This window comes from Aeromicrobium sp. CF4.19, from assembly GCF_051262555.1.
Lineage (GTDB): Bacteria > Actinomycetota > Actinomycetes > Propionibacteriales > Nocardioidaceae > Aeromicrobium.
The window spans coordinates 389,834-414,812 of record NZ_JBIMEU010000001.1; the positions used below are offsets into that span (position 1 = coordinate 389,834).

At 71.6% G+C, this 24,979-nt stretch carries 25 protein-coding genes; 12 read left to right on the top strand and 13 right to left on the bottom strand.

Going from position 1 to position 24,979, the window contains the following annotated elements:
* The first annotated feature begins 25 nt into the window (after positions 1–25).
* On the top strand, positions 26–679 hold the full coding sequence (locus ACHAAC_RS01945; protein ID WP_435714209.1) for a TetR/AcrR family transcriptional regulator: 654 nt from the start codon (positions 26–28) through the stop codon (positions 677–679).
* A 32-nt stretch (positions 680–711) separates the two neighbouring features.
* On the opposite strand, the gene purH is transcribed toward ACHAAC_RS01945, so the two are convergent.
* From purH to ACHAAC_RS01960, 3 genes are all read right to left on the bottom strand, one after another.
* Positions 712–2,268 (bottom strand): bifunctional phosphoribosylaminoimidazolecarboxamide formyltransferase/IMP cyclohydrolase, encoded by a 1,557-nt coding sequence (gene purH / locus ACHAAC_RS01950; protein WP_435714210.1) that lies wholly within the window; start codon positions 2,266–2,268, stop codon positions 712–714.
* A 76-nt stretch (positions 2,269–2,344) separates the two neighbouring features.
* Positions 2,345–2,995 carry a phosphoribosylglycinamide formyltransferase gene (gene purN / locus ACHAAC_RS01955; protein ID WP_435714212.1) on the bottom strand — a complete coding sequence of 217 codons (651 nt, stop codon included), beginning with the start codon at positions 2,993–2,995 and terminating at the stop codon, positions 2,345–2,347.
* Entirely contained in the window at positions 2,898–4,115 is a 1,218-nt protein-coding gene (locus tag ACHAAC_RS01960) for a cell division protein PerM (RefSeq protein ID WP_435714214.1), read from the bottom strand. The genes purN and ACHAAC_RS01960 overlap by 98 nt, the downstream gene beginning before the upstream one ends.
* Positions 4,116–4,185: 70 nt before the next feature.
* Here ACHAAC_RS01960 and ACHAAC_RS01965 point away from each other — a divergent pair, with 70 nt between their 5' ends.
* A complete protein-coding gene (locus tag ACHAAC_RS01965; protein WP_435714215.1) occupies positions 4,186–6,015 on the top strand; it encodes a hypothetical protein in 1,830 nt (609 codons plus the stop codon).
* A gap of 74 nt (positions 6,016–6,089) precedes the next feature.
* Here the strand turns inward: ACHAAC_RS01965 and sucD are convergent, their stop codons facing one another.
* Positions 6,090–6,986 (bottom strand): succinate--CoA ligase subunit alpha, encoded by an 897-nt coding sequence (sucD, locus tag ACHAAC_RS01970; protein WP_435714217.1) that lies wholly within the window; start codon positions 6,984–6,986, stop codon positions 6,090–6,092.
* Position 6,987: 1 nt separating this feature from the next.
* The gene (sucC, locus tag ACHAAC_RS01975; RefSeq protein ID WP_435714219.1) at positions 6,988–8,157 is read right to left on the bottom strand and encodes an ADP-forming succinate--CoA ligase subunit beta; all 1,170 of its coding nucleotides are present in this window, start codon (positions 8,155–8,157) and stop codon (positions 6,988–6,990) included.
* A gap of 151 nt (positions 8,158–8,308) precedes the next feature.
* Between sucC and ACHAAC_RS01980 the strand changes: the two genes are divergently transcribed.
* Positions 8,309–9,217, top strand: a complete 909-nt coding sequence (locus ACHAAC_RS01980) for an alpha/beta fold hydrolase (RefSeq protein ID WP_435714221.1) — start codon at positions 8,309–8,311, stop codon at positions 9,215–9,217.
* 11 nt (positions 9,218–9,228) lie between these two features.
* Here ACHAAC_RS01980 and ACHAAC_RS01985 read toward each other — a convergent pair whose 3' ends face one another.
* Positions 9,229–9,498, bottom strand: a complete 270-nt coding sequence (locus ACHAAC_RS01985; RefSeq protein ID WP_435714222.1) for a hypothetical protein — start codon at positions 9,496–9,498, stop codon at positions 9,229–9,231.
* Positions 9,499–9,659: 161 nt separating this feature from the next.
* Here ACHAAC_RS01985 and ACHAAC_RS01990 point away from each other — a divergent pair, with 161 nt between their 5' ends.
* Both ACHAAC_RS01990 and ACHAAC_RS01995 read left to right on the top strand, forming a co-directional pair.
* Positions 9,660–10,445: a M23 family metallopeptidase gene (locus tag ACHAAC_RS01990; protein WP_435714223.1), complete on the top strand. Its 786-nt coding sequence runs from the start codon at positions 9,660–9,662 to the stop codon at positions 10,443–10,445.
* Positions 10,446–10,614: 169 nt separating this feature from the next.
* Complete coding sequence (locus tag ACHAAC_RS01995; RefSeq protein WP_435714224.1) at positions 10,615–11,565, top strand: DUF559 domain-containing protein; 951 nt, start codon at positions 10,615–10,617, stop codon at positions 11,563–11,565.
* A 68-nt stretch (positions 11,566–11,633) separates the two neighbouring features.
* Here ACHAAC_RS01995 and ACHAAC_RS02000 read toward each other — a convergent pair whose 3' ends face one another.
* The gene (locus ACHAAC_RS02000; protein ID WP_435714225.1) at positions 11,634–14,018 is read right to left on the bottom strand and encodes a UvrD-helicase domain-containing protein; all 2,385 of its coding nucleotides are present in this window, start codon (positions 14,016–14,018) and stop codon (positions 11,634–11,636) included.
* A 137-nt stretch (positions 14,019–14,155) separates the two neighbouring features.
* Between ACHAAC_RS02000 and ACHAAC_RS02005 the strand changes: the two genes are divergently transcribed.
* The 3 genes from ACHAAC_RS02005 to ACHAAC_RS02015 are packed head-to-tail and all read left to right on the top strand — an operon-like array spanning position 14,156 to position 15,782.
* Positions 14,156–14,983, top strand: coding sequence for a hypothetical protein (locus ACHAAC_RS02005; protein WP_435714227.1), 828 nt, complete (start codon positions 14,156–14,158; stop codon positions 14,981–14,983).
* Positions 14,980–15,342: a GntR family transcriptional regulator gene (locus ACHAAC_RS02010; protein WP_435714228.1), complete on the top strand. Its 363-nt coding sequence runs from the start codon at positions 14,980–14,982 to the stop codon at positions 15,340–15,342. Before ACHAAC_RS02005 ends, ACHAAC_RS02010 begins: the two co-directional genes overlap by 4 nt.
* Positions 15,339–15,782 (top strand): GNAT family N-acetyltransferase, encoded by a 444-nt coding sequence (locus tag ACHAAC_RS02015; protein WP_435714230.1) that lies wholly within the window; start codon positions 15,339–15,341, stop codon positions 15,780–15,782. The genes ACHAAC_RS02010 and ACHAAC_RS02015 overlap by 4 nt, the downstream gene beginning before the upstream one ends.
* Here ACHAAC_RS02015 and ACHAAC_RS02020 read toward each other — a convergent pair.
* A complete protein-coding gene (locus ACHAAC_RS02020) occupies positions 15,751–17,004 on the bottom strand; it encodes an oxygenase MpaB family protein (RefSeq protein WP_435714232.1) in 1,254 nt (417 codons plus the stop codon). The two genes, ACHAAC_RS02015 and ACHAAC_RS02020, sit on opposite strands and share 32 nt — an antisense overlap.
* A 45-nt stretch (positions 17,005–17,049) precedes the next feature.
* Between ACHAAC_RS02020 and ACHAAC_RS02025 the strand changes: the two genes are divergently transcribed.
* Complete coding sequence (locus ACHAAC_RS02025) at positions 17,050–17,664, top strand: TetR/AcrR family transcriptional regulator (protein WP_435714233.1); 615 nt, start codon at positions 17,050–17,052, stop codon at positions 17,662–17,664.
* A 17-nt stretch (positions 17,665–17,681) separates the two neighbouring features.
* Here the strand turns inward: ACHAAC_RS02025 and zwf are convergent, their stop codons facing one another.
* Positions 17,682–19,115 (bottom strand): glucose-6-phosphate dehydrogenase, encoded by a 1,434-nt coding sequence (gene zwf, locus ACHAAC_RS02030; protein WP_435714235.1) that lies wholly within the window; start codon positions 19,113–19,115, stop codon positions 17,682–17,684.
* 251 nt (positions 19,116–19,366) lie between these two features.
* The gene (locus ACHAAC_RS02035; protein WP_435714237.1) at positions 19,367–19,756 is read right to left on the bottom strand and encodes a hypothetical protein; all 390 of its coding nucleotides are present in this window, start codon (positions 19,754–19,756) and stop codon (positions 19,367–19,369) included.
* A 126-nt stretch (positions 19,757–19,882) separates the two neighbouring features.
* Between ACHAAC_RS02035 and ACHAAC_RS02040 the strand changes: the two genes are divergently transcribed.
* Both ACHAAC_RS02040 and ACHAAC_RS02045 read left to right on the top strand, forming a co-directional pair.
* The gene (locus ACHAAC_RS02040; RefSeq protein ID WP_435714238.1) at positions 19,883–20,794 is read left to right on the top strand and encodes an ABC transporter ATP-binding protein; all 912 of its coding nucleotides are present in this window, start codon (positions 19,883–19,885) and stop codon (positions 20,792–20,794) included.
* Positions 20,791–21,624 (top strand): ABC transporter permease, encoded by an 834-nt coding sequence (locus ACHAAC_RS02045; protein ID WP_435714239.1) that lies wholly within the window; start codon positions 20,791–20,793, stop codon positions 21,622–21,624. The genes ACHAAC_RS02040 and ACHAAC_RS02045 overlap by 4 nt, the downstream gene beginning before the upstream one ends.
* Here ACHAAC_RS02045 and ACHAAC_RS02050 read toward each other — a convergent pair.
* Positions 21,617–22,465: an AraC family transcriptional regulator gene (locus tag ACHAAC_RS02050; protein WP_435714241.1), complete on the bottom strand. Its 849-nt coding sequence runs from the start codon at positions 22,463–22,465 to the stop codon at positions 21,617–21,619. The two genes, ACHAAC_RS02045 and ACHAAC_RS02050, sit on opposite strands and share 8 nt — an antisense overlap.
* A 49-nt stretch (positions 22,466–22,514) precedes the next feature.
* On the opposite strand from ACHAAC_RS02050, the gene ACHAAC_RS02055 reads away from it, so the two are divergent.
* Positions 22,515–22,931, top strand: a complete 417-nt coding sequence (locus tag ACHAAC_RS02055; RefSeq protein WP_435714242.1) for a DUF2000 family protein — start codon at positions 22,515–22,517, stop codon at positions 22,929–22,931.
* A gap of 32 nt (positions 22,932–22,963) precedes the next feature.
* Here ACHAAC_RS02055 and ACHAAC_RS02060 read toward each other — a convergent pair whose 3' ends face one another.
* On the bottom strand, positions 22,964–23,623 hold the full coding sequence (locus tag ACHAAC_RS02060) for a response regulator (protein ID WP_435714243.1): 660 nt from the start codon (positions 23,621–23,623) through the stop codon (positions 22,964–22,966).
* Positions 23,620–24,897 (bottom strand): ATP-binding protein, encoded by a 1,278-nt coding sequence (locus tag ACHAAC_RS02065; RefSeq protein ID WP_435714244.1) that lies wholly within the window; start codon positions 24,895–24,897, stop codon positions 23,620–23,622. Before ACHAAC_RS02065 ends, ACHAAC_RS02060 begins: the two co-directional genes overlap by 4 nt.
* Positions 24,898–24,979 lie beyond the last annotated feature (82 nt).

Sequence of the window (24,979 nt, forward strand, 5' to 3'; positions counted from 1 at the left end):
ACCGGTTCCGTCGACAGGGTGCTCCATGGCCAATCGCGCGCAGCTGAGCCAGGACCGCAGCCGGCAACGCCGCGAGGACCTGCTCGCCGCGGCGATCGACCTGTTCGCCGAGGGCGGCTCCCGCGCGGTCACCCACCGCGCCGTCGCTGCCCGGGCCGGTCTGCCGCCCGCCAGCACGACCTACTACTTCGCGTCGATCCAGGAGCTCCTGCGCGAGGCCCTGGCCGACCACGTCGCACGGTGGCGGCAGGAGCTCGACCTGCTGTCCGGGCTCGACACCACACCGGCCGGCCCGATCCGCATCGACGCCGCGACAGCCGTCGTCGCCCAGGTGTTCGCGGCACGTGGGCCGGAGGTCGCCGGCCGAGAGCTGGCCATCCTGCTCGCCGTCTGCCGCGACGAGGCCCTGCGTGGCGAGGCCCGTGCAGCGCTCGAGGGGTTCGAGCGGCTCGCCACCCGATGGCTGACGACCCTGGGCATCCCTGACCCCGACCGGCTGGCCCCGGCGATGCTCGCACTCGTGGCCGGCACGGCGCTGCGTCGCCAGAGCGGCCAGTACCCCGAGCAGGAGGAGGCGCGGATCCTCAGCGAGGCCTTGCGCGACCTCGTCGGCGCCCACCTGCAGGGCCGCACGACCGTCGACGCGATCATCGCCGACGCCACCGGTCTCGAGCCGTAGGGCGTACCGCCGGAGCGGCACCCCCTCACGGCTCAGTGGAAGAAGTGCCGCGTCCCCGTGGTGTACATCGTGATGCCGGCGGCCTCGACCGCGGCGATCGTCTCCTCGTCACGCACGGACCCGCCCGGCTGCACGATGGCGCGGACCCCGGCGTCGATGAGGATCTGGGGACCGTCGGCGAAGGGGAAGAACGCGTCCGAGGCGGCGACGGAGCCGCGGGCTCGCTCCTGGCCGGCACGCTCCACCGCGAGCCGGCAGGAATCGACCCGGTTCACCTGTCCCATGCCGATGCCCACCGACGCCCCGCCGTCGGCGAGCAGGATGGCGTTGGACTTGACCGCCCGCACCGCCCGCCAGGCGAACGCGAGGTCGGCCAGCGTGGCCTCGTCGGCGGCCTCGCCGGCGACGAGGGACCACCCGTCGGGGGTGTCGCCCGGAGCGTCGACGAGGTCGCGCTGCTGGGCGAGCTCTCCGCCGGAGATCGGGCGGATCTCGAACCCGTCGCGGTCGTCGGCCGCACACCGCAGGATGCGGATGTTCTTCTTGCCCTGCAGCACCTCGACCGCCCCGGGCTCGTACTCCGGGGCCACGATCACCTCGGTGAACACCTCGGCGACCTGCTCGGCCATCGCGACGCTGACGGGGCGGTTGGTGGCGATGACGCCTCCAAAGGCGGAGACCGGGTCGCACGCGTGGGCCCGGGCGTGGGCCTGGGCGACGTCGTCCCCGACGGCGATGCCGCACGGGTTGGCGTGCTTGATGATCGCGACGGCCGGCTCGTCGTGGTCGAAGGCGGCGCGTCGGGCCGCATCGGTGTCGACGTAGTTGTTGTAGCTCATCTCCTTGCCGTGCAGCTGCTCGGCGGCGGCCAAGCCGCCCGTGCCGTCGCTGTACAGCGCCGCCTGCTGGTGCGGGTTCTCCCCGTAGCGGAGCACGGCCTGGCGGCTCACCGTCAGACCGCCGAACGCGGGCCAGCCGCACTCACCCTCGACGTCATCGGACAGGGTGCCGGCGAACCACTCGGCCACCGCGACGTCGTAGGCCGCCGTGTGGGCGAAGGCGGTCGCCGCGAGCCGCTTGCGCTGCTCCAGCGTGAATCCGCCGCCGGCCAGCGCCTCACGAACGTCGTCGTAGGCATCGGGCGAGACGACGACGGCGACGCTCGGGTGGTTCTTCGCGGCGGCGCGAACCATCGACGGGCCACCGATGTCGATCTGCTCGACGCACTCGTCCGGTGTCGCGCCGGAGGCGACCGTCTGCGTGAACGGGTACAGGTTGACCACGACGAGGTCGAACGGCTCGACCTCGAGCTCGGCCAGCTGACGAACGTGGTCCTGCAGGCGGGAATCGGCCAAGATCCCCGCGTGCACGCGGGGGTGCAGCGTCTTGACCCGGCCGTCGAGGCACTCGGGGAAGCCCGTGACCTCCTCCACGGGAGTGACCGGGACTCCGGCCGCCTCGATCGTCCTGGCCGTCGACCCGGTGGAGACGATGGCGACGTCGGCGGCGTGCAGGTCCCGGGCGAGGTCCTCCAGACCGGTCTTGTCGTAGACGGAGACGAGCGCTCGGCGCAGGGGTCGATGGGTCATGCGATCACGTCCTCAGAAAAGCCACGGTAGGAGCGTGCCCGCATGACACGCCCATGGTTCCCTCGCTGCCGCTCGTTCATGGGAGTCCTCCGAGATCGATGGTGCGTCCGCGCACCGTGAAGCCGTGCCGGGCCAGCTGCCCGACGTGCTCCACGAGCATCGTCCGCTCGCTGTCCTTGATGCGTTCGTGCAGGGTCGTGGCGTCGTCGTCGGGCAGGACCGGGACGGCCACCTGGGCCACGATCGGCCCGGTGTCGACCCCCTCGTCGACGACGAACAGCGTCGCACCGGTGACCTTGACCCCGTGCGCCAGGGCGTCGCGAGGCGCGTGCATGCCCGGGAAGGCCGGCGAGAGCGCGGGGTGGGTGTTGAGGGTGCGTCCACCGAAACGGGCCAGGAAGGCCGGTCCGGTGATCTTCATGAAGCCGGCGAGGACCACCAGGTCCGGCGCGTGCTCGGCCGTGACCTCGGTCAGCGCCTCGTCCCAGGCGGACCGGTCCGGGTGCTCGCCCAGGCCGACCACGAACGTGGGGATGCCCGCCCGGTCGGCCCGTGCGAGGGCGTCGATGCCGGCGCGGTCCGCGCCCACCGCCACCACGCGCGCCCCGAAGGCGGGCCCGGTGGCCGGGTCAGTCGTCGCGTCGATCAGGGCCTGGAGATTGGTCCCGGAACCGGAGACGAGGACGACGATCCTCGCGGGCGGACGGCTGCTGGGCACGGACGCCACGATAGTGCGCCAGCGCGGCACCGACGGCACCGCCCGCGCCCAGGACGAGCACGGCGAGCACCGGGGCCCACGGACCGACGGGCCCGACGTCGGCCATGCGTCCCGGCCCGACCGAGCCCGCGGACAGGCCGACCAGCGCGCCGACCACCAGGCCCGCCGTCGCACCGGCGGCAGCTCCCAGTCCCACGCGACGCAGGACCGCAGGTTCCCCCGGGAGGACCAGGCCCCAGCCTGCCGCCAGTCCGGCGAGCACCGGGACGAGTCCCAGCACCACGACCCAGTCACCGAAGGCGCCGGGCCCGGGCAGGGCGGCCAGCACGGGCAGGCCCGGCACCTGGCCGAGGTAGGCACCGGTGAGGTCCAACGTCGTGTCGGTGCCGATCTGCACCCCCGGGCCGAGGACGACGGCCCCCGCCCAGAGCACGAGGGTCGGAACCGCGACGACGCACAGCAGCCCGAGGGCGACACTGCCCCCCGCGCCGGGATCGAGAGCCGCCCACAGCTCTCCGGCCCGCTGCAGCGAGCCGACGAGCAGGACGAGCACGATGACGGCGCACGAGACGAGGAAGACCACGGCACCCCTGGCTGCGGCACGAGCGACGGCCAGGGCAGCGGGTCGGGTCCGCAGCCATCGCGGCGTCGCCTCGACCTCGGGCGAGCGCGGGGCCGCGACGGCCGCCGCCAGTCCGGCCACCACGAAGGCCCCGAAGGCCGCGCGCACCCCGGAGGTGGAGACCTGGTCGGTGTCCGAGAGCGCGGAGAGCACCGCCGCGAGGACACCCGCCGTCCCGGCGACCGTCGCCGCAAAGGGGGCGACGTCGGCGAGAGGCTCGCGCAGGACCCAGCGCACCACCAGGGCGACCACCGACGCGGCCACGAGGGTGCCACCCACCGGGATGAGCCCGATCGAGGCTCCCTGCACCTCGATACCGGAGCCGAGCGGCACGAGCCAGGCCCGTGCTCCGGACCGGAAGGCGCCGAGCAGCGAGACCTCACCCACGGCGGAGACGGCCGCCACCGCGGTCGCGAGCAGCACCCCGACGATCGTCGCCACGAGCCCCGTCACCATCCCGGCACGCAGGGACGACGCCTCGTCGGGCGCCGTGACGGATGGAGGCACCCAGCCATCCAACCTGTAAAGTCGGGCCGTTGCACCGAGCCACGCCGAGCACCAGAGGGAGGTCTGACCGATGACCCGCGTCGATGAGTTCAACAGCTTCTACGCCGCCACGTCGGCCGATGCCCTGCGCGTCACGTACGCCCTCTGCGGCGATCGGCAGGTGGCTCTGGAGGCCACGGTCGACGCCTACCGTCGCGCCTGGCGCGACTGGACCAAGATCCGGGACCGACGCCCCCTCGCCTACGTCCGGACGGAGGCCTGGAAGGCCGTCGCGCTGAGTCGTGGGACGCACCCGCTGCGCCGTCGGCACGAGGAGGACGCCGACACCGAGCTGCTCGGCGCGCTGCACGACCTCGCCACCGACGACCGACGCCTCGTGGTCCTGCTCACCCTGGGCGAGACCGACCTCGCGCAGGCCTCCCGCGAGGTCGATGTCAGCGAGGAGGAGGGCATCGAGCGGGTCGGGGTCGCGCTCGACACCCTCGAGAGCGGCCTCGGGGCCGACCTGGCTGCGCTGGAGCGCCGACTCGTCGGCCTCGGCGCGGTCACCGAGACCCTGCAGATGCCGCCGGCGGACCAGGTGCGTACCGCCGCGAAGCGAGGCCGCCGCCGCAACACGATCCTGCTGGTGGCGGCCTCCGTCCTCGTCGTCCTCGGTGGGGGCCTGGTCGTCACCGACGGTGACGGTCTCGCGACCCAGGCATCCATGCCCTACCGGGAGAAGCTGGGCGCCGAGCGCCCCGACGTGATCCTCGAGGCCAACAAGATCGCCGGCGACAACCTGCTCACGGCCAGTCAGGTCGCCGACCTCGATCCCGAGGCGCGCTGGCGGACGACCGCCACGGACGAGGACCCCGCGAACACCACCCCGTACGCGACCTGTCCGCCCCAGCGGTTCGCTGACGACGACCCCAGCCGGGTGTTCCTGCGGACGTTCGAGGCCGACGGCGACGACGAGAACAGCACCCGGGTCGCCCAGGCGATCGAGGTCTCCGGGTCCGACGAGGAGGCGACGCAGGCCTACCGGACCACGATGGGCTGGTACGCCAACTGCGCCCACCCCCGCGTGCAGCTGACCGGCTCCTTCGTCGTCAAGCGTCCCTTCGGTGACTTCCGGATCATGCGGCTGCGCTCCTACCGCGACCCTGAGCGGGTCTTCACCGTCGGGTTCACCCACTCCGGCAGCGTGAGCAGCACGGTGGTGCACGAGCAGAACGGCGCAGAGGGCCCGGAGATCGAGGACTTCGCCCGCATGCTCAACACGTCCGTCGCCAAGATCTGCCGCGACAGCGGTGGTCAGTGCTCCGACGAGGTCACCGTGGCGGACGCCGCACCCCCACGCACCTCCGACGCCTCCGCGTTCCTCGGCATCGTCGACCTCCCGCCGATCTCCGACGTCGACCGCGTCTGGTCCGGCATCGAGCCCTTCGAGCCGGAGGAGGGCCGCAACCCGGCCGCCACGCTGTGCGACGACACGGCCGCCCGTGGAGACTCGATCGAGAAGGCCCTCAGCCGGATCTTCGTGATCCCCCAGGCACAGCAGCTGCCCCAGGAGTTCGGCGTCACCGAGACCGTCTTCTCCATGACCTCGCAGAAGAGCGCCGAGGACCTGGTGGCCACGGTGCGCAAGGAGGTCCGAGGGTGCGAGGACCAGAACCTGTCGGCGTCGGTGGGCGAGGAGACCGAGATCGGCGGCGACGACATCGACGGCAGCACGTGGCTCGTGCGCTTCGAGGTCGAGGACGGCGAGGACGTCGTGTACCGCACCGGCATCGTCCGGCGAGGCGACACTGTCGCCCAGGTCCTGTTCACCCCCTCGGGTGACTTCGACATCAGCGAGCGGACCTTCGACCGGTTGGTCACCCGGGCGGGCGAGCGGCTCGTTTTCCCGCAGGAGTGAGCCCGACGACGAGGCCCCGGCACCCATGATGGGTGCCGGGGCCTCGTCTCGTGGGGCTCGGGAGCCCCTGCGGACTAGAGCTCGTCCAGGATCGTCCGCATCAGGTTCGCCGTCTCCGACGGCGTCTTGCCGACCTTGACCCCGGCGGCCTCGAGGGCCTCCTTCTTGGCCTGAGCGGTGCCGGACGAGCCGGACACGATGGCGCCGGCGTGGCCCATCGTCTTGCCCTCCGGAGCCGTGAAGCCGGCCACGTAGCCGACGACCGGCTTGGTGACGTTGGCCTTGATGAAGTCGGCGGCCCGCTCCTCGGCGTCGCCGCCGATCTCACCGATCATCACGATGGCCTTGGTCTCCGGGTCCGCCTCGAACGCCTCGAGGGCGTCGATGTGGGTGGTGCCGATGATCGGGTCACCACCGATGCCGATGGCGGTGGAGAAGCCGAGGTCACGCAGCTCGAACATCATCTGGTAGGTCAGCGTGCCCGACTTGGACACCAGGCCGATCGGACCCTTGCCGGCGATGTTGGCCGGCGTGATGCCCGCGAGGGCCTCCGTCGGCGTGATGATGCCGGGGCAGTTCGGGCCGATGATGCGCGTCTTCTTGCCCTGGGCGTAGGCCCAGAACTCCGCGGAGTCCTGGACGGGGACGCCCTCGGTGATGATGACGAGCAGGCCGATCTCGGCGTCGATGGCCTCGACGACGGCGTCCTTGGTGAAGGCCGGCGGGACGAACGCCACCGAGACGTCGGCGCCGGTCTTCTCCATCGCCTCGGCGACGGAGCCGAAGACCGGGAGCTCCACCTCGGCGCCGGACGCGTCGGTGTGGGTGACGGTCGTGCCCGCCTTGCGGGCGTTGACGCCGCCGACGATGTCGGTGCCGGCCGCGAGCATGCGGGCGGTGTGCTTGGAGCCCTCACCGCCGGTGATGCCCTGGACGATGACCTTGGAGTGTGAGTTCAGGAAGATCGACATGTCAGCCCCTCGCGTCGTTCGCCAGCTCGGCGGCCTTGTCGGCCGCCCCGTCCATGGTGTCCACCTGCGTGACGAGCGGGTGGTTCAGCTCGTCCAGGATCGCCCGACCCTCCTCGACGTTGTTGCCGTCGAGGCGGACCACGAGCGGCTTGGTGGCGTCGTCGCCGAGGAGCTCCAGGGCGCCCTTGATGCCGTTGGCCACCGCGTCGCACGAGGTGATGCCGCCGAAGACGTTGACGAAGACGCTCTTGACCTGCTCGTCGCCGAGGATCACGTCGAGGCCGTCGGCCATGACCTGCGCCGAGGCGCCTCCGCCGATGTCGAGGAAGTTGGCGGGCTTGACGCCGCTGTGCTTCTCACCGGCGTAGGCGACGACGTCGAGCGTGCTCATGACGAGCCCCGCGCCGTTGCCGATGATGCCGACCGCGCCGTCGAGCTTGACGTAGTTCAGGCCCTTGGCCTTGGCCTTCGCCTCGAGCGGGTCGGCCGCCTCCTTGTCCTCGAAGGCGGCGTGGTCATCGTGTCGGAACTCGGCGTTCTCATCGAGCGAGACCTTGCCGTCGAGCGCCTCGAGGGTGCCGTCCGAGAGCCGCGCGAGCGGGTTCACCTCGACGAGCGTGGCGTCCTCCTCGACGAAGACCTTCCAGAGCGCCTGGACGGTCTGCACGGCCTGGTCGGTGAGATCGGCCGGGAACCCGGCATCGGCCACGATCTCGCGGGCCTTGGCCTCGTCGACTCCCGTGCCGGCGTCGATCGGGACCTGGCGCACGGCGTCGGGGTTGGTCTTGGCGACCTCCTCGATCTCGACGCCGCCCTCGACGCTCGCGATCGTGAGGTAGCTGCGGTTGCTGCGGTCCAGCAGGAAGGAGAAGTAGTACTCCTGGTCGATGTCCACCGCCGGGGCGATCAGGACACGGTGGACCGTGAGGCCCTTGATCTCCATGCCCAGGATGTTGGTGGCGTGCTCGAACGCCTCGTCGGGGGTCTTGGCGAGCTTGACGCCGCCGGCCTTGCCGCGACCTCCGGCCTTGACCTGGGCCTTGACGACGACGACGCCGAGCTGCTCAGCAGCGGCCTTCGCCTCGTCGGCAGTGGTGGCGACGATGCCCGTCGTGACCGGGACGTCGTGCTTGGCGAAGAGCTCCTTCGCCTGGAATTCCATCAGATCCACGGTGAAGCCTGTTCTCGGTAGTCCAGTGCTGCGATCTCGGCCCCGCCGGTAGGTCCAGGGCCTCTCGGACTCTAGCCGTTCTCCTTCGCCCACGCGGCGTGGGGTCGAGCCGAGGCGGGCGAGGCGGCGACCGATCTGAGACAGTCGGGCCATGTCCGTCTCGTCGATCGACACCGCCGACGTCCGCCTGCGACTCCAGCGACGCGGCCCCCTCGATGCGCCGGTCGTGGTGCTCGTGCACGGCTTCCCGGACCATCGCGGCGTGTGGGACCCGGTGGCCGATCGGCTGTCCACCGACCACCACGTGGTCACGTTCGACGTGCGCGGTGCCGGCGGATCCAGCGCCCCGGACGGGCGCCGCGGCTACCGCATGGACCGCCTCGTCGACGACCTCGTGGCCGTGCTGGACGAGGTCGTCGGGGCGGGCCGTCCCGTCCATCTCGTCGGGCACGACTGGGGCTCCATCCAGGGCTGGGGAGTCCTGGCCCGGCACGACGAGGACGAGCGCCTCACCGGCCGGATCGCCTCGTTCACCTCGATCAGCGGGCCGGGCCTGGAGTTGTACGGGCACTTCGTGCGACATGGGCTGCGCCGTGGCCGGGTGCTGACCGTCGCGCGGCAGCTCGCACGGTCCTGGTACGCCGCCGCCTTCCAGCTTCCCGTCCTGCCCGAGCTCGTCATCTCACGGACGGGGCGACGTCTCGCGGTGTCGTTGGCCGCCCGCGAGGGACTGCCCGATCAGGACCAGAACGAGAGCCACTGGGGCGCGACGTTCGTGCGCGACGCGCTCAACGGCCTCAACCTCTATCGCGCCAACGCCCTGCGGATCGCGGGCCGACCCACCTCGACGAGCCTGCCCGTTCAGCTCCTCGTCCCGACCAAGGACCACTACGTGATGCCGGCCGTGCACGACGAGCTGGACCGCTTCGCCTCGGACCTGCGCCGCATCGACGTCGTCGCCGGCCACTGGGTGGTGCGGACGCAGCCCGATCTCGTCGCGGACGCGATCCGCTCGTTCGTGGCCGACCTCTCCTCGATCGACGTCACGCAGACCGGCTGAGGGTCCGCGGCTCAGTCCTCGGCCACTGACACGTCGTCGGCGTCCAGGGCGTCGAGGGCCGCACGCAACGAGGCGAGGTCCTCGGGCGTGGGCTCGACCAGCACGACGTGCACGGCATCCTCGGCCACGGCTGCCCTGGCCACGGCGTCGATGCCCAGCCCAGTGCCGAGGTGGACCACCTCATCGCCCTCGAGCAGCAGCCGCCGGGAGGCGGGCAGCGTCGCGTCCTCATCGCCGCGAACCGGCCCCGTCGCGGCCACCACGACCCTGCGTCTGCTCATCTGCTCATGGTCCCGCACGGGGTGAGAGGCGTCACCCCCGACGCCGGTCCCCCGCGAGAATGCCCCGGTCGGACGTCCACAGGTGGTTGAACGCGGTTGGAATGTGACCCCCTGTCCCCTAGACTCGGACGGTCCCACCCACCAAGCCGGAGGTTTCCTGCGTGAGTTCGTCTGCGCCCAAACGCCGACTGGACGTCCGTCAGGCACCCCGTGCGGCCGGAAAGCGCGCGGCCGTGCGGCCGCGCCGACGACGCCGAACGCTGCGTCTCACTCCCGCCATGGTGGGCGCCTTCGTCCTGGTCGTCGCCGGTGTGGGCGCCGGGGCCGTGTCCTCCCAGACGGACTCGGACTCGCTCGCCGCGAGCTACCAGACGATCTCGGCCAGCTACACCGGCAGCGCCGACGGTGCCGGGGGCGACGTCGACATCACCGAGGACCTCGATCCAGAGGTTCTGGAGGAGCAGACCGCGACCCAGGCCGAGCAGACCATGCAGGCCCAGGCGAGCCTCACCGAGCGTGCGCAGGCTGCGGCCGACGAGCTCGAGTCCGACCAGTGGGTCCTTCCCGTCACCGGGTACCGGCTCTCGGCCCAGTTCGGCCAGAGCAGCTCGTTGTGGTCCAGCACGCACACCGGCGTCGACCTCGCCGGCCCCTCCGGCTCCACGATCGTCTCGATCGCGGCCGGAACGGTGACCGAGACCGGCTACGACGGCGCCTACGGCAACAAGACGGTCGTCACACTGGAGGACGGCACGGAGGTCTGGTACGCGCACCAGAGCCGCACCGCTGTCAACGTCGGCGACTCCATCGCTCCCGGCCAGACGATCGGATACACCGGGTCCACCGGCAACGTCACCGGACCCCACCTGCACCTGGAGATCCGCCCCGGCGGCGGCGACCCGGTCGACCCCATCGGCGTCCTCGCCGAGCACGGCGTCAACCCGTAGGTCCCCCTCCCCAAATTTTGTGAGCTCCTGCACCCAGAACTGGGTCTGACGGCCACATCGGGTGCATGCGCTCACAGATCGTGGAGCGCTCGAGCGGGTGCCCGAGAGTTGTCCACAGGTCGAAGACGTGGGTCTTGGGCCAGCCCGCCCGTGCGCTCAGGCTGGGAGCGTGTTCGACCCAGCTGATCTGCCGTGGGCCCTGCGCGGTCACGCGTTCACCGCCGCCCAGGCCACGGTCCATGGCCTGACCCGTCGCGTGCTGCAGGGCCGACACTTCGTCCAGGTGCACCGCGGTGTCTACCTGCCCACCGGGACGGTGCTGACCTTCGAGATGCTGGTCGAGGCCGACCTGCTGCGCCTGCCCGCCGATGCACATCTGAGCCACGTCACCGGGCTGCAGTGGCTCGGGATCGACATCGGCACGCGCGACCCGAGGCACTACTCCACAAACACCACCTCGCAGAGCACGCTGCGAGACGTCGTGCTCCACCGTCGCCAGGACCGGTTGCAGACCGTCGAGGCGCGAGGGCGTCGCACCCTCGACCCCGAACGTCTCTTGGTCGACGCCGCGGCCATGCTTCCTGCCGCCGCGCTCGTGCGGGTGGCGGACGAGCTCGTGCGTCGTGGCGATCTCCTGCCCGACGCCTTCACCAGGTTCGCGTTGACTCATCACCTCGACGGCGTCCAGGCTGCCCGCCGGGCCGCAGCCCACGTCCGGGAACGAGTCGACTCCGCGCGCGAGACCGATGTGCGGCTTCTGCTGGTCTCCAGCGGTCTTCCCGAGCCGGAGGTCAACGTCGAGATCCATGACGCGGCCGGGCAGTTCCTTGCACGAGGCGACCTCGTGTACCGGCGCCATCGGGTGCTGGTCGAGTACGACGGGCGACATCACGCCGAGGACCCGGTCCAGTGGCACAAGGACCTGCGGCGACGCGAACGGCTCGAGGCTGCCGGCTGGACGGTCGTCGTGGTGGGTGAACGAGGACATGGCGACACCGGCCCGCGTCGTGACCAGGGTCTGGGAGGCACTGCACCGCGCGGGATACCGGGGGGACGTCCCGGTCTACGACCGCTACCGCTGGCTCACCCTTCGCCACGCCTGAGCCCAGGAATTTCGTGAGCCCCTGCACTCCGAACGTGGCTTAGGGCCCCATTCGGGTGCACGTGCTCACAAAATTTTGGGGCCGGTCAGAGCTTGTCGACGGGGGCGTAGCGCAGCAGCAGGCGCTTGACGCCGGACGAGCCGAAGTCGACGCTCGCGACGGCGTTGTCGCCCTGGCCCTCCAGGGCCACGACGGTGCCCAGGCCGAAGCTGTCGTGCGAGACCCGGTCGCCCGGGGAGAGGGAGGGGACGTCACGGGAGCGCTTGGACTTCGCCGCCACCGTGGACGACCTGAAGCTCGCCGACGCCGCCGGCGTGCGGGTCCACTGGGTGGGCGCCTGGGCCTCGCGCCGCCAGTCGACGAGGTGGTCGGGCACCTCGTCCAGGAAGCGCGAGGCCGGGTTGTAGGAGGGCGCCCCCCAGGCCGCGCGGCTGGTGGCCCGCGTGAGGTACAGGCGCTCACGGGCACGGGTGATGCCGACGTAGGCCAGGCGACGCTCCTCCGCCAGCTCCACCGGGTCACCCAGCGAGCGCAGGTGCGGGAAGACTCCGTCCTCGAGCCCGGTGAGGAACACGACGGGGAACTCCAGCCCCTTGGCGGTGTGCAGCGTCATCAGCGTGACGACACCGTCGCCGTCGTCGGGCAGGGAGTCGGCGTCGGCCACGAGGGCCACCCGCTCCAGGAACGCCCCGAGCGATCCTGGAGCCAGCCCCTCGGGGGCCTCGTCCGGGACCGCCTCGACGGCGTCGTCCCGGGCGGGCCCCTCCGCGGCGTCACCGTCAGTGGGGGCCTCCTCGGCCGGGGAGTCCTCGATGGTGGAGGCGTCCGAGACGAACTCACGCGCGACGGCGACGAGCTCGGCCAGGTTCTCCACCCGCGTCTCGTCCTGGGGGTCCTTGCTGTTCTCGATCGCCGCGAGGTAGCCGCTCTGCGTGAGCGCGGCCTCCAGCACGGCATCGGCCGCAGCCCCCGACTCGGCCAGGTCCATGAGGCCCTGCATGGTCTCGGCGAAGGCAGCGACCGCCTTGGCGGACCGGCTCGCGAGATCGGCCTCCTCGACCCGGCCCATCGCCTCCCAGACGCTGATCTCCTCCCGCGCGGCAAGGCGCTCCAGCGCGGCCTGCGCACCGTCACCGATGCCACGCTTGGGCTCGTTGACGATGCGGCGCAGCGAGACGGCGTCGCGCGGGTTGATGAGGACCCGCACGTACGCGAGGGCGTCCTTGATCTCCTTGCGCTCGTAGAAGCGGACGCCTCCGACCACCCGATAGGGCAGTCCGACGCGGATGAAGACCTCCTCGAAGACACGGGACTGCGCGTTGGTGCGGTAGAAGATCGCCACGTCCTGCGGCTTGGCGTCGCCGGCGTCGGTGAGCCGGTCCACCTCGTCGGAGACGAACTGGGCCTCGTCCCGCTCGTCGTCGCTGACGTAGCCGACGATGCGCTCACCCTCGCCCTGTGCGGACCACAGGTTCTTCTCCTTGCGACCCTCGTTGCGGCTGATCACGGCGTTGGCGGCGGTCAGGATGGTCTGGGTGGAGCGGTAGTTCTGCTCCAGCAGCACGGTGTCGGCGCCGGGGAAGTCGGCCTCGAACTCCAGGATGTTGCGGATGCTCGCGCCCCGGAAGGCATAGATGGACTGGTCGGAGTCACCGACGACCATGAGGTCGGACGACTCGTCGCACAGCTCGCGGATGAGTGCGTACTGCGCGTGGTTGGTGTCCTGGTACTCATCGACCAGGACGTGCCGGAAGCGCCGGCGGTAGGTCTCACGGACGTCCGGGAACGCCTGGAACAGGTGCACCGTGGACATGATGAGGTCGTCGAAGTCCATCGCGTTGGCGGCCCGGAGACGCCGCTGGTAGTGCTGGTAGGCGTCGACGTACAGCTCCTCGGTGGGGTTGCTGACGCGCGACCCGGCCGACTCGTGGTCGACGAGCTCGTTCTTGAGGTTGGAGACCCAGTTCAGGACGGCTCGCGGGTTGACGCGCTTGGGGTCGTAGCCGAGGTCGCGGCACACCAGCGTCATCAGACGGCGTGAGTCCGCGGCGTCGTAGATGCTGAACGTCGAGGTGTAGCCGAAGCGGTTGGCCTCCCGACGCAGGATCCGCACGCAGGCGCTGTGGAAGGTGCTCACCCACATCATCCGGGCCGCTCCCCCGACGAGCTCGGCGACGCGCTCGCGCATCTCCGCGGCGGCCTTGTTGGTGAAGGTGATGGCCAGGACCGAGCCGGGGTGCGCTCCCCGGGCCGCGATCAGCCAGGCGATGCGCCGGGTCAGCACCCGCGTCTTGCCCGACCCGGCGCCGGCCACGACCAGCAGGGGCCCACCGCCGTGGCCGACCGCCTCGCGCTGGGCGTCGTTCAGGCCCTCCAGCAGGGTCTCGGACCGGGGACGGCGTCGACCGCGCGAGGACTCGTCCGACGGGTCGGGGCGGGCGGCGGAGGGCACGGGGAACGGCGACGTCATCGTGGGTCCAGCCTAGAGGGCACCCACGACAGCGGATCGCGCCCGTCGACGGTCCTGACGCACGGGAGCACGACGCTCCACTTGATTGTCTCAATACAATTGCTACAGTGGTTGGCACAAACACCTCGGGAGGAACCATGATCGCCCTGACCTTCGTCTCCCTGCTCCTGCTCACCATCGTGGGATGTCAGTACCTCTTCGCACCGCACTCCGCCCACCGCCTGGCCGTGCGGCGCCTGCAGGAGAACGAGCAGACCATCAGCGTCGACGCGGGCGCGGCGCTGGTCTCCGCGCTCACGCGGCGCACCCGGGCCGCCAGCATCGGCGGGGCCGTCGGCGCAGTCGGTGCCACCATCGCGCTCTGGCTCGTGATCGCCGAGCCGACCGGCTCCCCGGGCCTGCTCCCCATCGCGATCGTGCTGGCCGCCGTCGTCGTCGCATCGGTGGGCGTGGAGGTCGTCCACGTGACCCGGACGACCCCCGCTCCCCCCGCCGGGGTGCGGGTGGCCGGTCTGCAGTCGCGCGAGCCGCACCTGAGCCGCAGGGAGGCAGCGGCCGAGAACGCCTTCATCGTCATCGCGGGCCTCGCGCTGGCTCTCGCGGCCCTCGCGTGGTGGGCCGGCGTCGAGCACGCCGCTGCGGCCACGACCTGCGCCGCGGCCGCCGTGCTCACGATCGCGGCGACCGCCCTGACCCGTCGCTGGGTGCTCGCACGGCCCGTCCCGGCGGGGAGCACCGACGACGCCGTCTCTGCCGAGCTCCTCACCACGGCCACGGCGGACCGGTTCACCGAGAACCTCCTCAGCAACGGGCTCGTCCTCCTGCTCTACGTGGCCATCGTCATCGCACCCGGCCTGGACGCGGTGGGGGTCGCCGTGGCGATCGCCCTCCTGGCCGTCACGGCCTGGGTGGTCGCCACGGCCTCGACCGCGCGACGCCGTGCCCAGCGGTCAGCGGTCGCATGATCACCTTCGCCGTCGCGGTCGACCCGACCGCTACCGAGCCCCCGTTCGAGCAGATCCGCCGGCAGGTGGCCACGGCGGCCAACGACGGCACCCTCGCGCCGGGTCACAAGCTGCCCACCGTGCGCCAGCTGGCGGCCGACCTCGGACTCGCCGTCAACACCGTGGCACGGGCCTACCGCGAGCTGGAGGCCGACGGAGTCATCGAGACCCACGGTCGACGCGGGACGTTCCTCGCCAGTCGGCTGCTCGCGGACGCGGATGCGACGACAGCCGCCGAGGGCTACGTCGCGACGGCTCGCCGCATCGGCCTGTCGCGCGACGAGGCCGTGCGCCTCGTGGAGCAGGAGTGGAGCCGATGAGCACCATCCGCGTCGCCGGAGAGGCGGACCTCGACGCCCTGACCGACGTGTGGGAGCGGGCGGCCCGCAGCACCCACGGCTTCATGGGCGACGAGGACTTCGCCGAGGCCCGGCCCTACGTGCGTGACCACCTGCTGCCGTCGATGGACGTCTGGCTGGCCGAGGACGTCGAGGGGACGCCCGTCGGCCTCGTCGGCGCCCGGGGCTCGCACGTGGAGATGCTCTACATCGAGCCGTCCCAGCACGGCACCGGCCTGGGCACGCGGCTGCTGGACCAGGTCGGCGAGGCGGGTCCGACGAGCGTGGAGGTCTACGCCGGCAACACGCACGGCCTGGGGTTCTACGAGTCCCGTGGGTTCCACCGGGTGCGCACCCACACGACGGATGCGTTCGGGCGACCGTTCCCGGTCATCCACCTGCAACGCGACCCCGGTCGCTGAGCCGCCCGACCGTCGCCTCGTCGGGACCGAAGTGCCGTCGCAGCACCTCGGCCTGGACCCGGTCACCCCACTTCTGGAGTCGCCCGCGACCCCATGCGGTGCGTCCCACCAGGTGGTAGCGGACCACGTTGGCTGTCATCACCATCGGCATCGCCCACGGCGGGCGCAGGGGCAGGCCGAGCTCCCACATGCTCGTCGGCCCCATGAACACCGTCAGCATGCTGAGCAGCCTCTCCTTGGCGTACCAGCGACGCAGCCGCGTGGGGAACCGGACGTGCAACCGTGACTGCGCCTGCACGATCGAGCGGGACAGCGCCGCCCCGGCGTCAGTGGCGCCCTCCTGGGCCAGCAGGACGTGGTAGCTGAGCCGGTGCTGCTCGGCCTCGGTCTCCACGAGCCACTGCTCGTCGATGCCCAGCAGCCACCCGACGTAGCGCCACAGGTGCATGACGGCTCTGGAGTCGTCCTTGGTCACCCTGACCCCGAGGGCGCGGCACCCCAGCAGCAGGACCCCGCTGAACAGGCCGAGCGTCGCCGCCTGGTCGGTCTGGTTGATCGGCATGCCCCAGCGGGCGACGTCCCACTGCCCCTTGCCCTCGGGACCGGCGAAGGTCCGGTTGACCAGGGCGTGCATGGCGCGCACGTGCAGGGTGAGGCGCAGGCCCTCGCCCCCGGGGCGCAGTCCGCCGTCCTGGGCGACCGCGATCGTCCACTGCTGCGTCTCTCCCAGGCGACGCAGCGTCGCATCACCGACGAGGCCGCCCGTGGCGACGAGCAGGTCCGGCGGGCCGCCGAAGCGGTAGCCGCCGATGAGCGAGAGCTGCAGGAGCACGTCGGCCGCGTTCCGTCCGAGCCGGCGCATGACGGCGGCGCCCTCGTCCACGAGGTCGAGGTCGACCCACTCCGGCACCTGCTGCACCGTGGCGAAGAACGCCGCGAGCGGCTCCGGCGCGTCGGGGACGTTCTCGATGCCCTGGGCGAGGGTCCGGCGCAGCTGCGCCATCGTGACCCGGTCGGGGTCGTCGGGTCCGGCGCGCAGCGCCCGCGCAAGGGCATCGCCCGGCTCGTCGACGGCCATCAGTCCGCGTCCGAGGCGGGCCATCAGCTCCTCGTCCACCGCGCCGACCCGACCGTAGCGCCGCAGGGGGCGGCCGAGCCGCTCGCCGCGGGCCTCGGCGGCCCGGAACCGGGTGGGGATCGGGAGGTCCTTCGTCACCGTCATGCCCTCGAGCCTGACACGAGCGATCACTCGCATACAATTCGCGTCATGGCTTCCGCCCCCGGCCCCCGCAAGCTCCCTCAGCAGGAGCGCTCACGGCTGATGGTCGAGCGCATCCTGGACGCTGCCGAGGAGGTGCTGCTGACCGAGGGCCACGACGCCGCCTCGACCAACCGCATCGCTCGTCACGCCGGCGTCAGTCCCGGCTCGCTCTATCAGTACTTCGGCGAGAAGGAGGCGATCGTCGCGGCTGTCGTGGAGCGGTACTCCGAGGACCTCTCCGGCCAGATCGCCGCCTCCTTCACCAACCACCTCGGCGAGCGTGGTGCACCGATGGTGCGCTCCAGCGTCGAGGCGCTGCTCGACGCGCTCGAGGCCAACGCGGCCTTCCTGCGCGTGGTCGTCGAGGGCCTGCCGTCGGTCCAGCACCGGCACCGGCTCACGGCCCTGGAGGATCGCGTGACCGATCTCGTCGCCGCCTATCTCAGCGGTCAGCGCGGCCTGCGCGACGTCGCGCCGCCTGCCGCGGCCTGGCTGCTCGTGCGCGCGATCGAGCAGCTCACGGTGCGCTACGTGCTGGATCGGCCGGACATCGCTCGCGAGGAGTTCGTGTCCGAGCTGGTGCAGCTGGTCCTCGGCTACCTGGGCTCCGAGCCGGCCTGAGGCGCCACGGCACCCGCCTACTCCCCCAGGGGGTTGGGCTTGCGCCAGGTCCGCTCGAAGGGCAGCCGCCACGCCTTCGGGGCGATGAGCTGGTGCACGGAGTTGGGCCCCCAGGTGCCGGGAGCGTACGGGCGCACGGGCGGTGGGTCCTCCAGCAGCGGCTGGGAGATCTCCCACAGCCGCTCGATGCCCTGCGCCGTCGTGAACAACGTCCGCTCGCCCTTCATCGCATCGAGGATGAGCCGCTCGTAGGCCTCCAGGACGTCGCCGGCGCGCTCGGTCTCCTGCATCGCGAACTGCATCGAGAGCTTGTCCAGGGTCATCCCCGGCCCGGGCCGCTTGCCGTAGAAGGACAGCGACATGCGGGAGGAGTCCGCCAGGTCGAAGGTCAGGTGGTCAGGCCCGGACAGCCCGACGCCCGAGCCTGGCGGGAACATCGACTTGGGCGGCTCGCGGAAGGCGATGGAGATGATCCGCGCCCCCTCGGCCATCTGCTTGCCGGTACGCAGGTAGAACGGCACCCCGGCCCAGCGCCAGTTGTCGATCTCGGCCCGCAGCGCCACGAAGGTCTCGGTCTCGGACTCCGGGGAGACCCCTTCCTCCTCGCGGTAGCCCTGGTACTGACCGCGGACCACGGCGGCCTGCTCGAGGGGGAGCATCGAGCGGAAGACCTTGTTCTTCTCCTCGCTGATCGACTCCGAGTCCAGCGACGTCGGCGGTTCCATCGCCATGAACGCCAGGACCTGGAACAGGTGGGTGACCACCATGTCCTTGAAGGCGCCGGTCCCCTCGTAGAAGCCCGACCGTCCCTCCAGCGAGAGGGTCTCGGGGACGTCGATCTGCACGTGGTCGATGAACGTGCGGTTCCAGATGGGCTCGAACAGGCCGTTGGCGAACCGGAACGCGAGGATGTTGAGCGCCGCTTCCTTGCCCAGGAAGTGGTCGATGCGGAAGATCTGCTGCTCGTCGAAGACCTCGTGGATCTCGGCGTTGAGCCGCTTGGCCGACGCCAGGTCGGTCCCGAAGGGCTTCTCCATGATGATCCGCGACCGCTCGACGAGGTCCGCCTCGGCAAGGGTGTGGACGACGTCCAGGGCGGCCTTGGGCGGGACGCTGAGGTAGTGCAGGCGACGCACGTCCCCGGACAGCTCGGCCTCGAGCCTCCCCGCGACGGCGGCGAGCACGGCAGCGCCGTCCTCGACGTTGACGTAGTGCAGCTTGGGCGCGAACTCCGCCCACTCCGACTCCGGCACCTCGCGGCCGAACTCGCGACACGCCTCCTGCGCGAAGGCCCGGAACGAGTCGTCGTCGAAGTCGTCCATCGAGACGCCGATGATGCGGGAGTCGGCGACGAGGTTGGAGCGCAGCAGGTGCAGGATGCCGGGCAGCAGCTTGCGTCGGGCGAGGTCCCCCGTGGCGCCGAAGAGCACGATCAGGTGTGGCTCGCTCATGCGATCACGTCCTCAGAAAAACCACCGTAGGAACGCGATCGCATTGGGGGTCCCACCCTGCACGCAGCGAAGCGTGGGGGCACCTCCCGCTTGCGGGGGCGTGTTTGGGGGCGGTTCCTTCTTTTCACTCGCTGCCGCGCCCCCACTCGCAGAGCTCGCGGGCGGTGCCCCCAGCTCATGCGGCAGCTCCTCGTGGCTCGTCCATGCACCGAGGCTAGACCCGATGCGTTGCGTCCGGGTGAACGCCGCCGTCAGTCCCCGCGAGGCAGGTCGGCGCGCGCCCGCCAGGCGGCCGTCGCCCCGACGAGGCAGACCGGGCCCCACACCCGCTCGGCCGGTGAGCGGGAGACGGTGTTCATCACGCTGCCGACCCCCATGAGGGCGACCAGGCCGGTGAGCGTCCGTCGTCGGGCTGCCGTGCTGCCGGAGCCGGTCACGAGCCAGGCAGCCCCGACCGCATACCCCGCGGCAGCAACGCCGCTCGTGCGCCGCAGGCCGTCCGGCAGGCGCCCCGGCCGTTGGCCCCCGTAGGCCATCGCTCCCCAGGGAGCACCCGCGGCGAGGCCGGCCTGGAACCCCGAGAGCACGACGAGCACCCCGGAGACCGTCAGTGTCGAGACACTCGTCCCGCGCGCTTCCATGCGCCCATCCTAGGCTCAAGACCAGGGTCAGCGGCCGGGCACCGAGGCGTCTCGGGGTCGCCTCAGGGTCAGGACCAGCGTCTTCCCCGATGTGGGCGGAGGACGCTCGACGCCAGTGTGGCGTCCATGATCACGATCGAGTCCCTCACCAAGACGTACGGACGATTCACCGCCGTCGACGACGTCACCTTCACCGCCGAGCCCGGTCGGGTGACCGGCTTCCTCGGCCCCAACGGCGCCGGCAAGTCGACCGCGATGCGCGTCATGACCGGCCTCACGCCCGCCACCTCCGGCTCCGCGCTCGTGTGCGGCCGCCGGTTCGCCGACCTGCCCAACCCGGGCCTGGAGGTGGGCGTCCTGCTGGATGCGTCCGCCCAGCACGCCGGGCGGACCGGCCGCGAGGTGCTCACCGTCGCAGCCCGGACGATGGGGCTGCCCGCCCTCCGTGTCACGCAGATGCTCGACCTGGTCGGCCTCACGGCGGCAGAGTCCGAGCGTCGTGTGCGGCACTACTCCCTCGGCATGCGACAGCGGCTCGGCCTGGCCACCGCCCTGCTGGGCGACCCCGAGGTGCTCATCCTCGACGAGCCGGCCAACGGCCTGGACCCGGCCGGCATCCGCTGGATGCGCGACCTGCTGCGTGGCTACGCCGACCAGGGCGCCACCGTCCTGCTCTCCTCCCACCTGCTGCACGAGATCGAGGTCGTGGCGGACGACCTCCTGGTCATCGGCCACGGGCGCATCGTCGCGCGCGGCACGAAGGCCGAGCTGCTCGCATCGGCCGGAGCGGTCGTGCGCAGCAGCGAGCCCGAGTCCCTGGCTCGCGCGCTCGAGACGGCGGCGCTGGCCTTCACCCGTGACGGCGACACCTTCCGCGTCGACGCCGACACCGACCGCATCGGTCACGTGGCGCTCTCCGGGTCCATCCACCTCACCGAGCTGCGGGCCGCCGACGGTGCGGGGCTGGAGGACATGTTCCTCGAGCTCACCGCCGCCACCCAGCGTGAATCCACCCCCTCCGAAGGAGCAGCAGCATGACCACCCTGACCACCTCGTCGTCGCCGACGACCTCCACCCCTCGCCCCCTGCCCGGGGAACGCGGCTCCCGCCCCGCCCCCGCGCCCATCCCCTTCGGCCGGGTCGTGATGGTGGAGCTGCGCAAGTGCTTCGACACCAGGGCCGGCTTCTGGCTGCTGGCGAGCATCGGCATCGTGGCCGTCCTCGCCACGGCGTCGGTCATGCTGTGGGCCCCGGACGAGGCCCTCACCTACAACACGTTCGGGGCCGCCGTCGGCACCCCGATGGCGATCCTGCTGCCGATGGTGGCGATCCTCTCGGTCACGAGCGAGTGGAGCCAGCGCACGGGGCTGACCACGTTCACCCTCGTGCCCCGGCGTGGCCGGACCATCGCGGCCAAGGCGCTCGTGGCCCTGCTCATCGGCGTCGTCTCGATCCTCGTCGCCCTGGCCGTCGCCGCCCTCGGGGCCCTCGTCGGGCCGATGCTCCGCGGGATCGACCCGACGTTCGACCTCTCGCTGGACCAGGCCGCCAGCCTGGTCCTCTCCCAGGTGCTCGGCATGGGCGTGGGCCTCATGCTCGGAGTCCTGCTGCGCAGCTCGGCCGCCGCCATCGTGGCGTACTTCATCTACTGGGGACTCGTGCCGACGCTGAGCGGACTGCTGGCCTCGATGCAGGAGTGGTACCGCGACGTGATGCCCTGGGTGGACTTCAGCTACAACCAGACCCTGATGTACGAGAGGGTCCCGACGGGCATCGAGTGGGCGCACCTCGGCGTCACCGGGCTGGCCTGGCTGGTCATCCCCTTCACCCTCGGCCTCTGGATGCTGCTGCGAGCCGAGATCAAGTAGGGGGCACGTGCCCTGAGCCCGTCTCGCCCACCGAGGGCGGGGCGGGCTCCGTGGCACGCCGGGCGAACACGCCGGGTGTCACGCCCAGGAGCCGACGGAAGTGCCTCGTGAGGTGCGCCTGGTCGAAGAACCCGGTCTCCGTGGCCACCTGTGCCGCCGGGACACCGTCCAGCAGCAGACGTCGTGCGTGGTCGAGGCGGCGACCCAGGACGTACTGGTGGGGTGGCACGCCGAACTCCCGGGCGAAGGCCCGCACGACGTGCGTCGGGTGCACCTCGAGCTCGGCCGCGAGGTCGGACAGCGTCGGTGGCCGGTCGAGGGCGGCGTCCAGGCGGTCCCGCACGAGACGAGCGACCCGTGGGGCCGCGCGGTGCTCCACACGGTCGCGTCGGCGCAGCTGGTCGCCGATCGCCTCGGCCACCAGCGCCAGGCGCGACTCGCTCTCCAGCTCGTCCCCGGCGCACCCGAGCGCGTCGTGCAGATCGGCCACGGCTCGTCGAACGCCCTGAGTGCGCACGAGCGGGTCGCGCTCCACCCGGGCGACGAGATCCAGGGGCAGCCAGCGCTCGTCCAGGTACACGACGCGCTTGTCGAAGCCCTCGACCCGGGCCGACTGGCCGTCGTGCGGGACGTCCGGGGGCAGGATCGTGAGGGACCCCGCCGGCGCACGGTGCCCGTCACGCCCGAGGAGGTAGTCGACGCCACCGGTGTCGACGAGCAGGACCGTCCAGTGGTCGTGCGTGTGGGCGGGATAGGCGTGCTCGGTGAAGTGCGCGTGGAGCACCTCTGCGACGCCGGGGACGGCCGGCCGCCACGCGCGGACTCGCTCGGGCGCCTGCATGTCAGGAACGTACAAGACCCGCCCGAGGCCGGTCACCGATCCTGAGGGCATGGCACAACGCTTCGACACCAAGATCACCGTCGTCCTGGGTGACGATCTCCTGCCCTGGCAGGCACTCAACGTCACGGCCTTCCTCACCAGCGGGATCACGGCGGCCCACCCCGACCTGGTCGGTGAGCCCTACGAGGACGCCGACGGCACCCACTACCTGGCGCTCCTCGGGCAGCCCGTCGTGGTGCTGCAGGGCTCCCGCGAGCAGCTCCGCGCCGCGCACCGCAAGACGGTCGACCGTGGGTACCCGCTGGCCGTCTACACCCGGGAGATGTTCACGACCGGGAACGACGAGGACAACCGTGCGGTCGTCGCGGCGGCGGCTCGTGACGACCTGGACCTCGTCGGCATCGCCGTGCACGGCCCCAGGAACGGCGTCGACAAGGTGACGAAGGGACTGACCATGCATCCGTAGGTGGTCTGCTGCGCGGCTGCGGCCTGCGGGTCTCAGATCAAGCGCCGGTCGCTGGCCCACTTGGTGAGCTCGTGGCGGCTGGAGAGCTGCAGCTTGCGCAGGACGCTGGAGACGTGGGTCTCGACGGTCTTGATCGAGATGAACAGCTCCTTGGCCACCTCCTTGTAGGCGTAGCCGCGAGCGATGAGCCGCATGACCTCCCGCTCGCGCTCGGTGAGGCGGTCGAGGTCCTCGTCGACGTGCGCGACCTCGATCGTGCCGGCGAAGGCGTCGAGCACGAAGCCGGCCAGGCGTGGGCTGAACACCGCGTCGCCGCCGGCGACCCGGTCCAGGGCCTGGATGAGCTCGGGGCCGGAGATGTTCTTGGTGACGTAGCCGCGGGCGCCCGCACGGATGATGCCGATGACGTCCTCGGCGGCGTCGCTCACCGACAGGGCCAGGAAGGTGGTCTGCGGACCACGCTGGGCGAGCCGGCGCATCACCTCCGCGCCACCACCCCCGGGCATGTGGACGTCCAGCAGGACGACGTCAGGCCCCTCCCCGGTGCGCGCCGCCTCGGTGATGGCCGCGACCGCGGTGTCGACGTCCTCGGCCTCGGCCACGATGTCGACCCCACCGCGCTCCAGCTCGGAGCGCACACCGGTGCGGAACATCGCGTGGTCGTCGACGATCACGACGCGCAGGGCTGTCATCGAGGGGCCTCCTGGGGGTCGGGCTGGACGGGCATCGCGTCGGTGCCGGGTTCGTGCCGGGGTGTGCCGCCGGTCCGGACGGGCATCGAGAGACGGATCTCGGTGCCCTCGCCGGGGGCGCTGAGGATCTCGGCGCGGCCCCCGTGGCGCTCGACGCGCTCGACGATGGACCCCCGCACCCCCATCCGGTCCTCGGCGATGTTCAAGGGGTCGAAGCCGACTCCGCGGTCACGGACGAAGACCTCCACGAGCCCTGCACCTGCCTCGGCGTACACGTCCACGCGATCCGCAGCGGCGTGCGTGCCGGCGTTGACCATCGCCTCGCGAGCGGCCCGGACGAGGGCCACGACGTCGGGGGCGAGAGCAGTGTCACCGACGACGATCAGCTCCACCGGCACGTGGTGCGCCTCCTCCACCTCGGTGGCCGCGGCACGCAGCGCCGCCCCCAGCGACGTGCCGTGGTCGGTCTCGTCGCCGTAGAGCCAGGCCCGCAGCTCCCGCTCCTGCCGTCTGGCGAGGGTCGCCACGGTGGGTGGGTCATCGGCGTTCTTCTGCAGCAGGGCCAGGGTCTGCAGGACGGAGTCGTGCAGGTGGGCGGCGACGTCGGCGCGCTCCTGGGAACGGATCCGCTCCCGCCGCTCCGATGAGAGGTCCGTGACCAGGGAGACGATCCACGGGCCCAGGATGAGCAGCAGGCCGACGAGGGCGATGCCGAAGGCCGAGCCCAGGTCACGCAGAGCCCCGAGCCCACGCTCCTGCGTCAGCAGGTAGATGGCCGCGATCCCGACCAGCACGACGCCGGCGACCAGGCGTGCCACGAAGCCGAGGCCACGGGTCTGCTGCAGCCAGGAGCCCCACGTCGCGTCATCGATCTGGCGCCACACGAGTGCCACCCCGACGACCGCCACGAGCAGGGGCAGCAGCGTGCCGCCGGGCAGCCCCCGGCCGGTCACCGCGAGCAGGATGAGCACGCCCGCCCCGAGCGCCAGGACGGCCACGGTCTGCACGATCTCCACGACGCCCGGGCGGCCACCCGGGCGGGCACCGCGCCGCGTCGCGGCGTCGAGACCGGGAGCCAGCTCCGGCGTGCGCAGGGGCAGGAACCGCCACAGGGCGAGGTAGGCGATGATGCCGGCCCCGTTGAACCAGGTGGCGGCGACGAACGCGACCCGCACCCAGAGGACCGGCAGCCCGAGGTGCTCGGCGACGCCCGTGGCGACACCCCCGACGAGCCGGTGCTCGGCTGGTCGGTAGGCACGACGGGTCTCGGTCACCTGATGATCGTCACACGCGCGCGCGAGCCCGCGCCACCGAGACGTCCCGGGTCACCCCCTGAGTGATCCCGGGGTCCGTTCA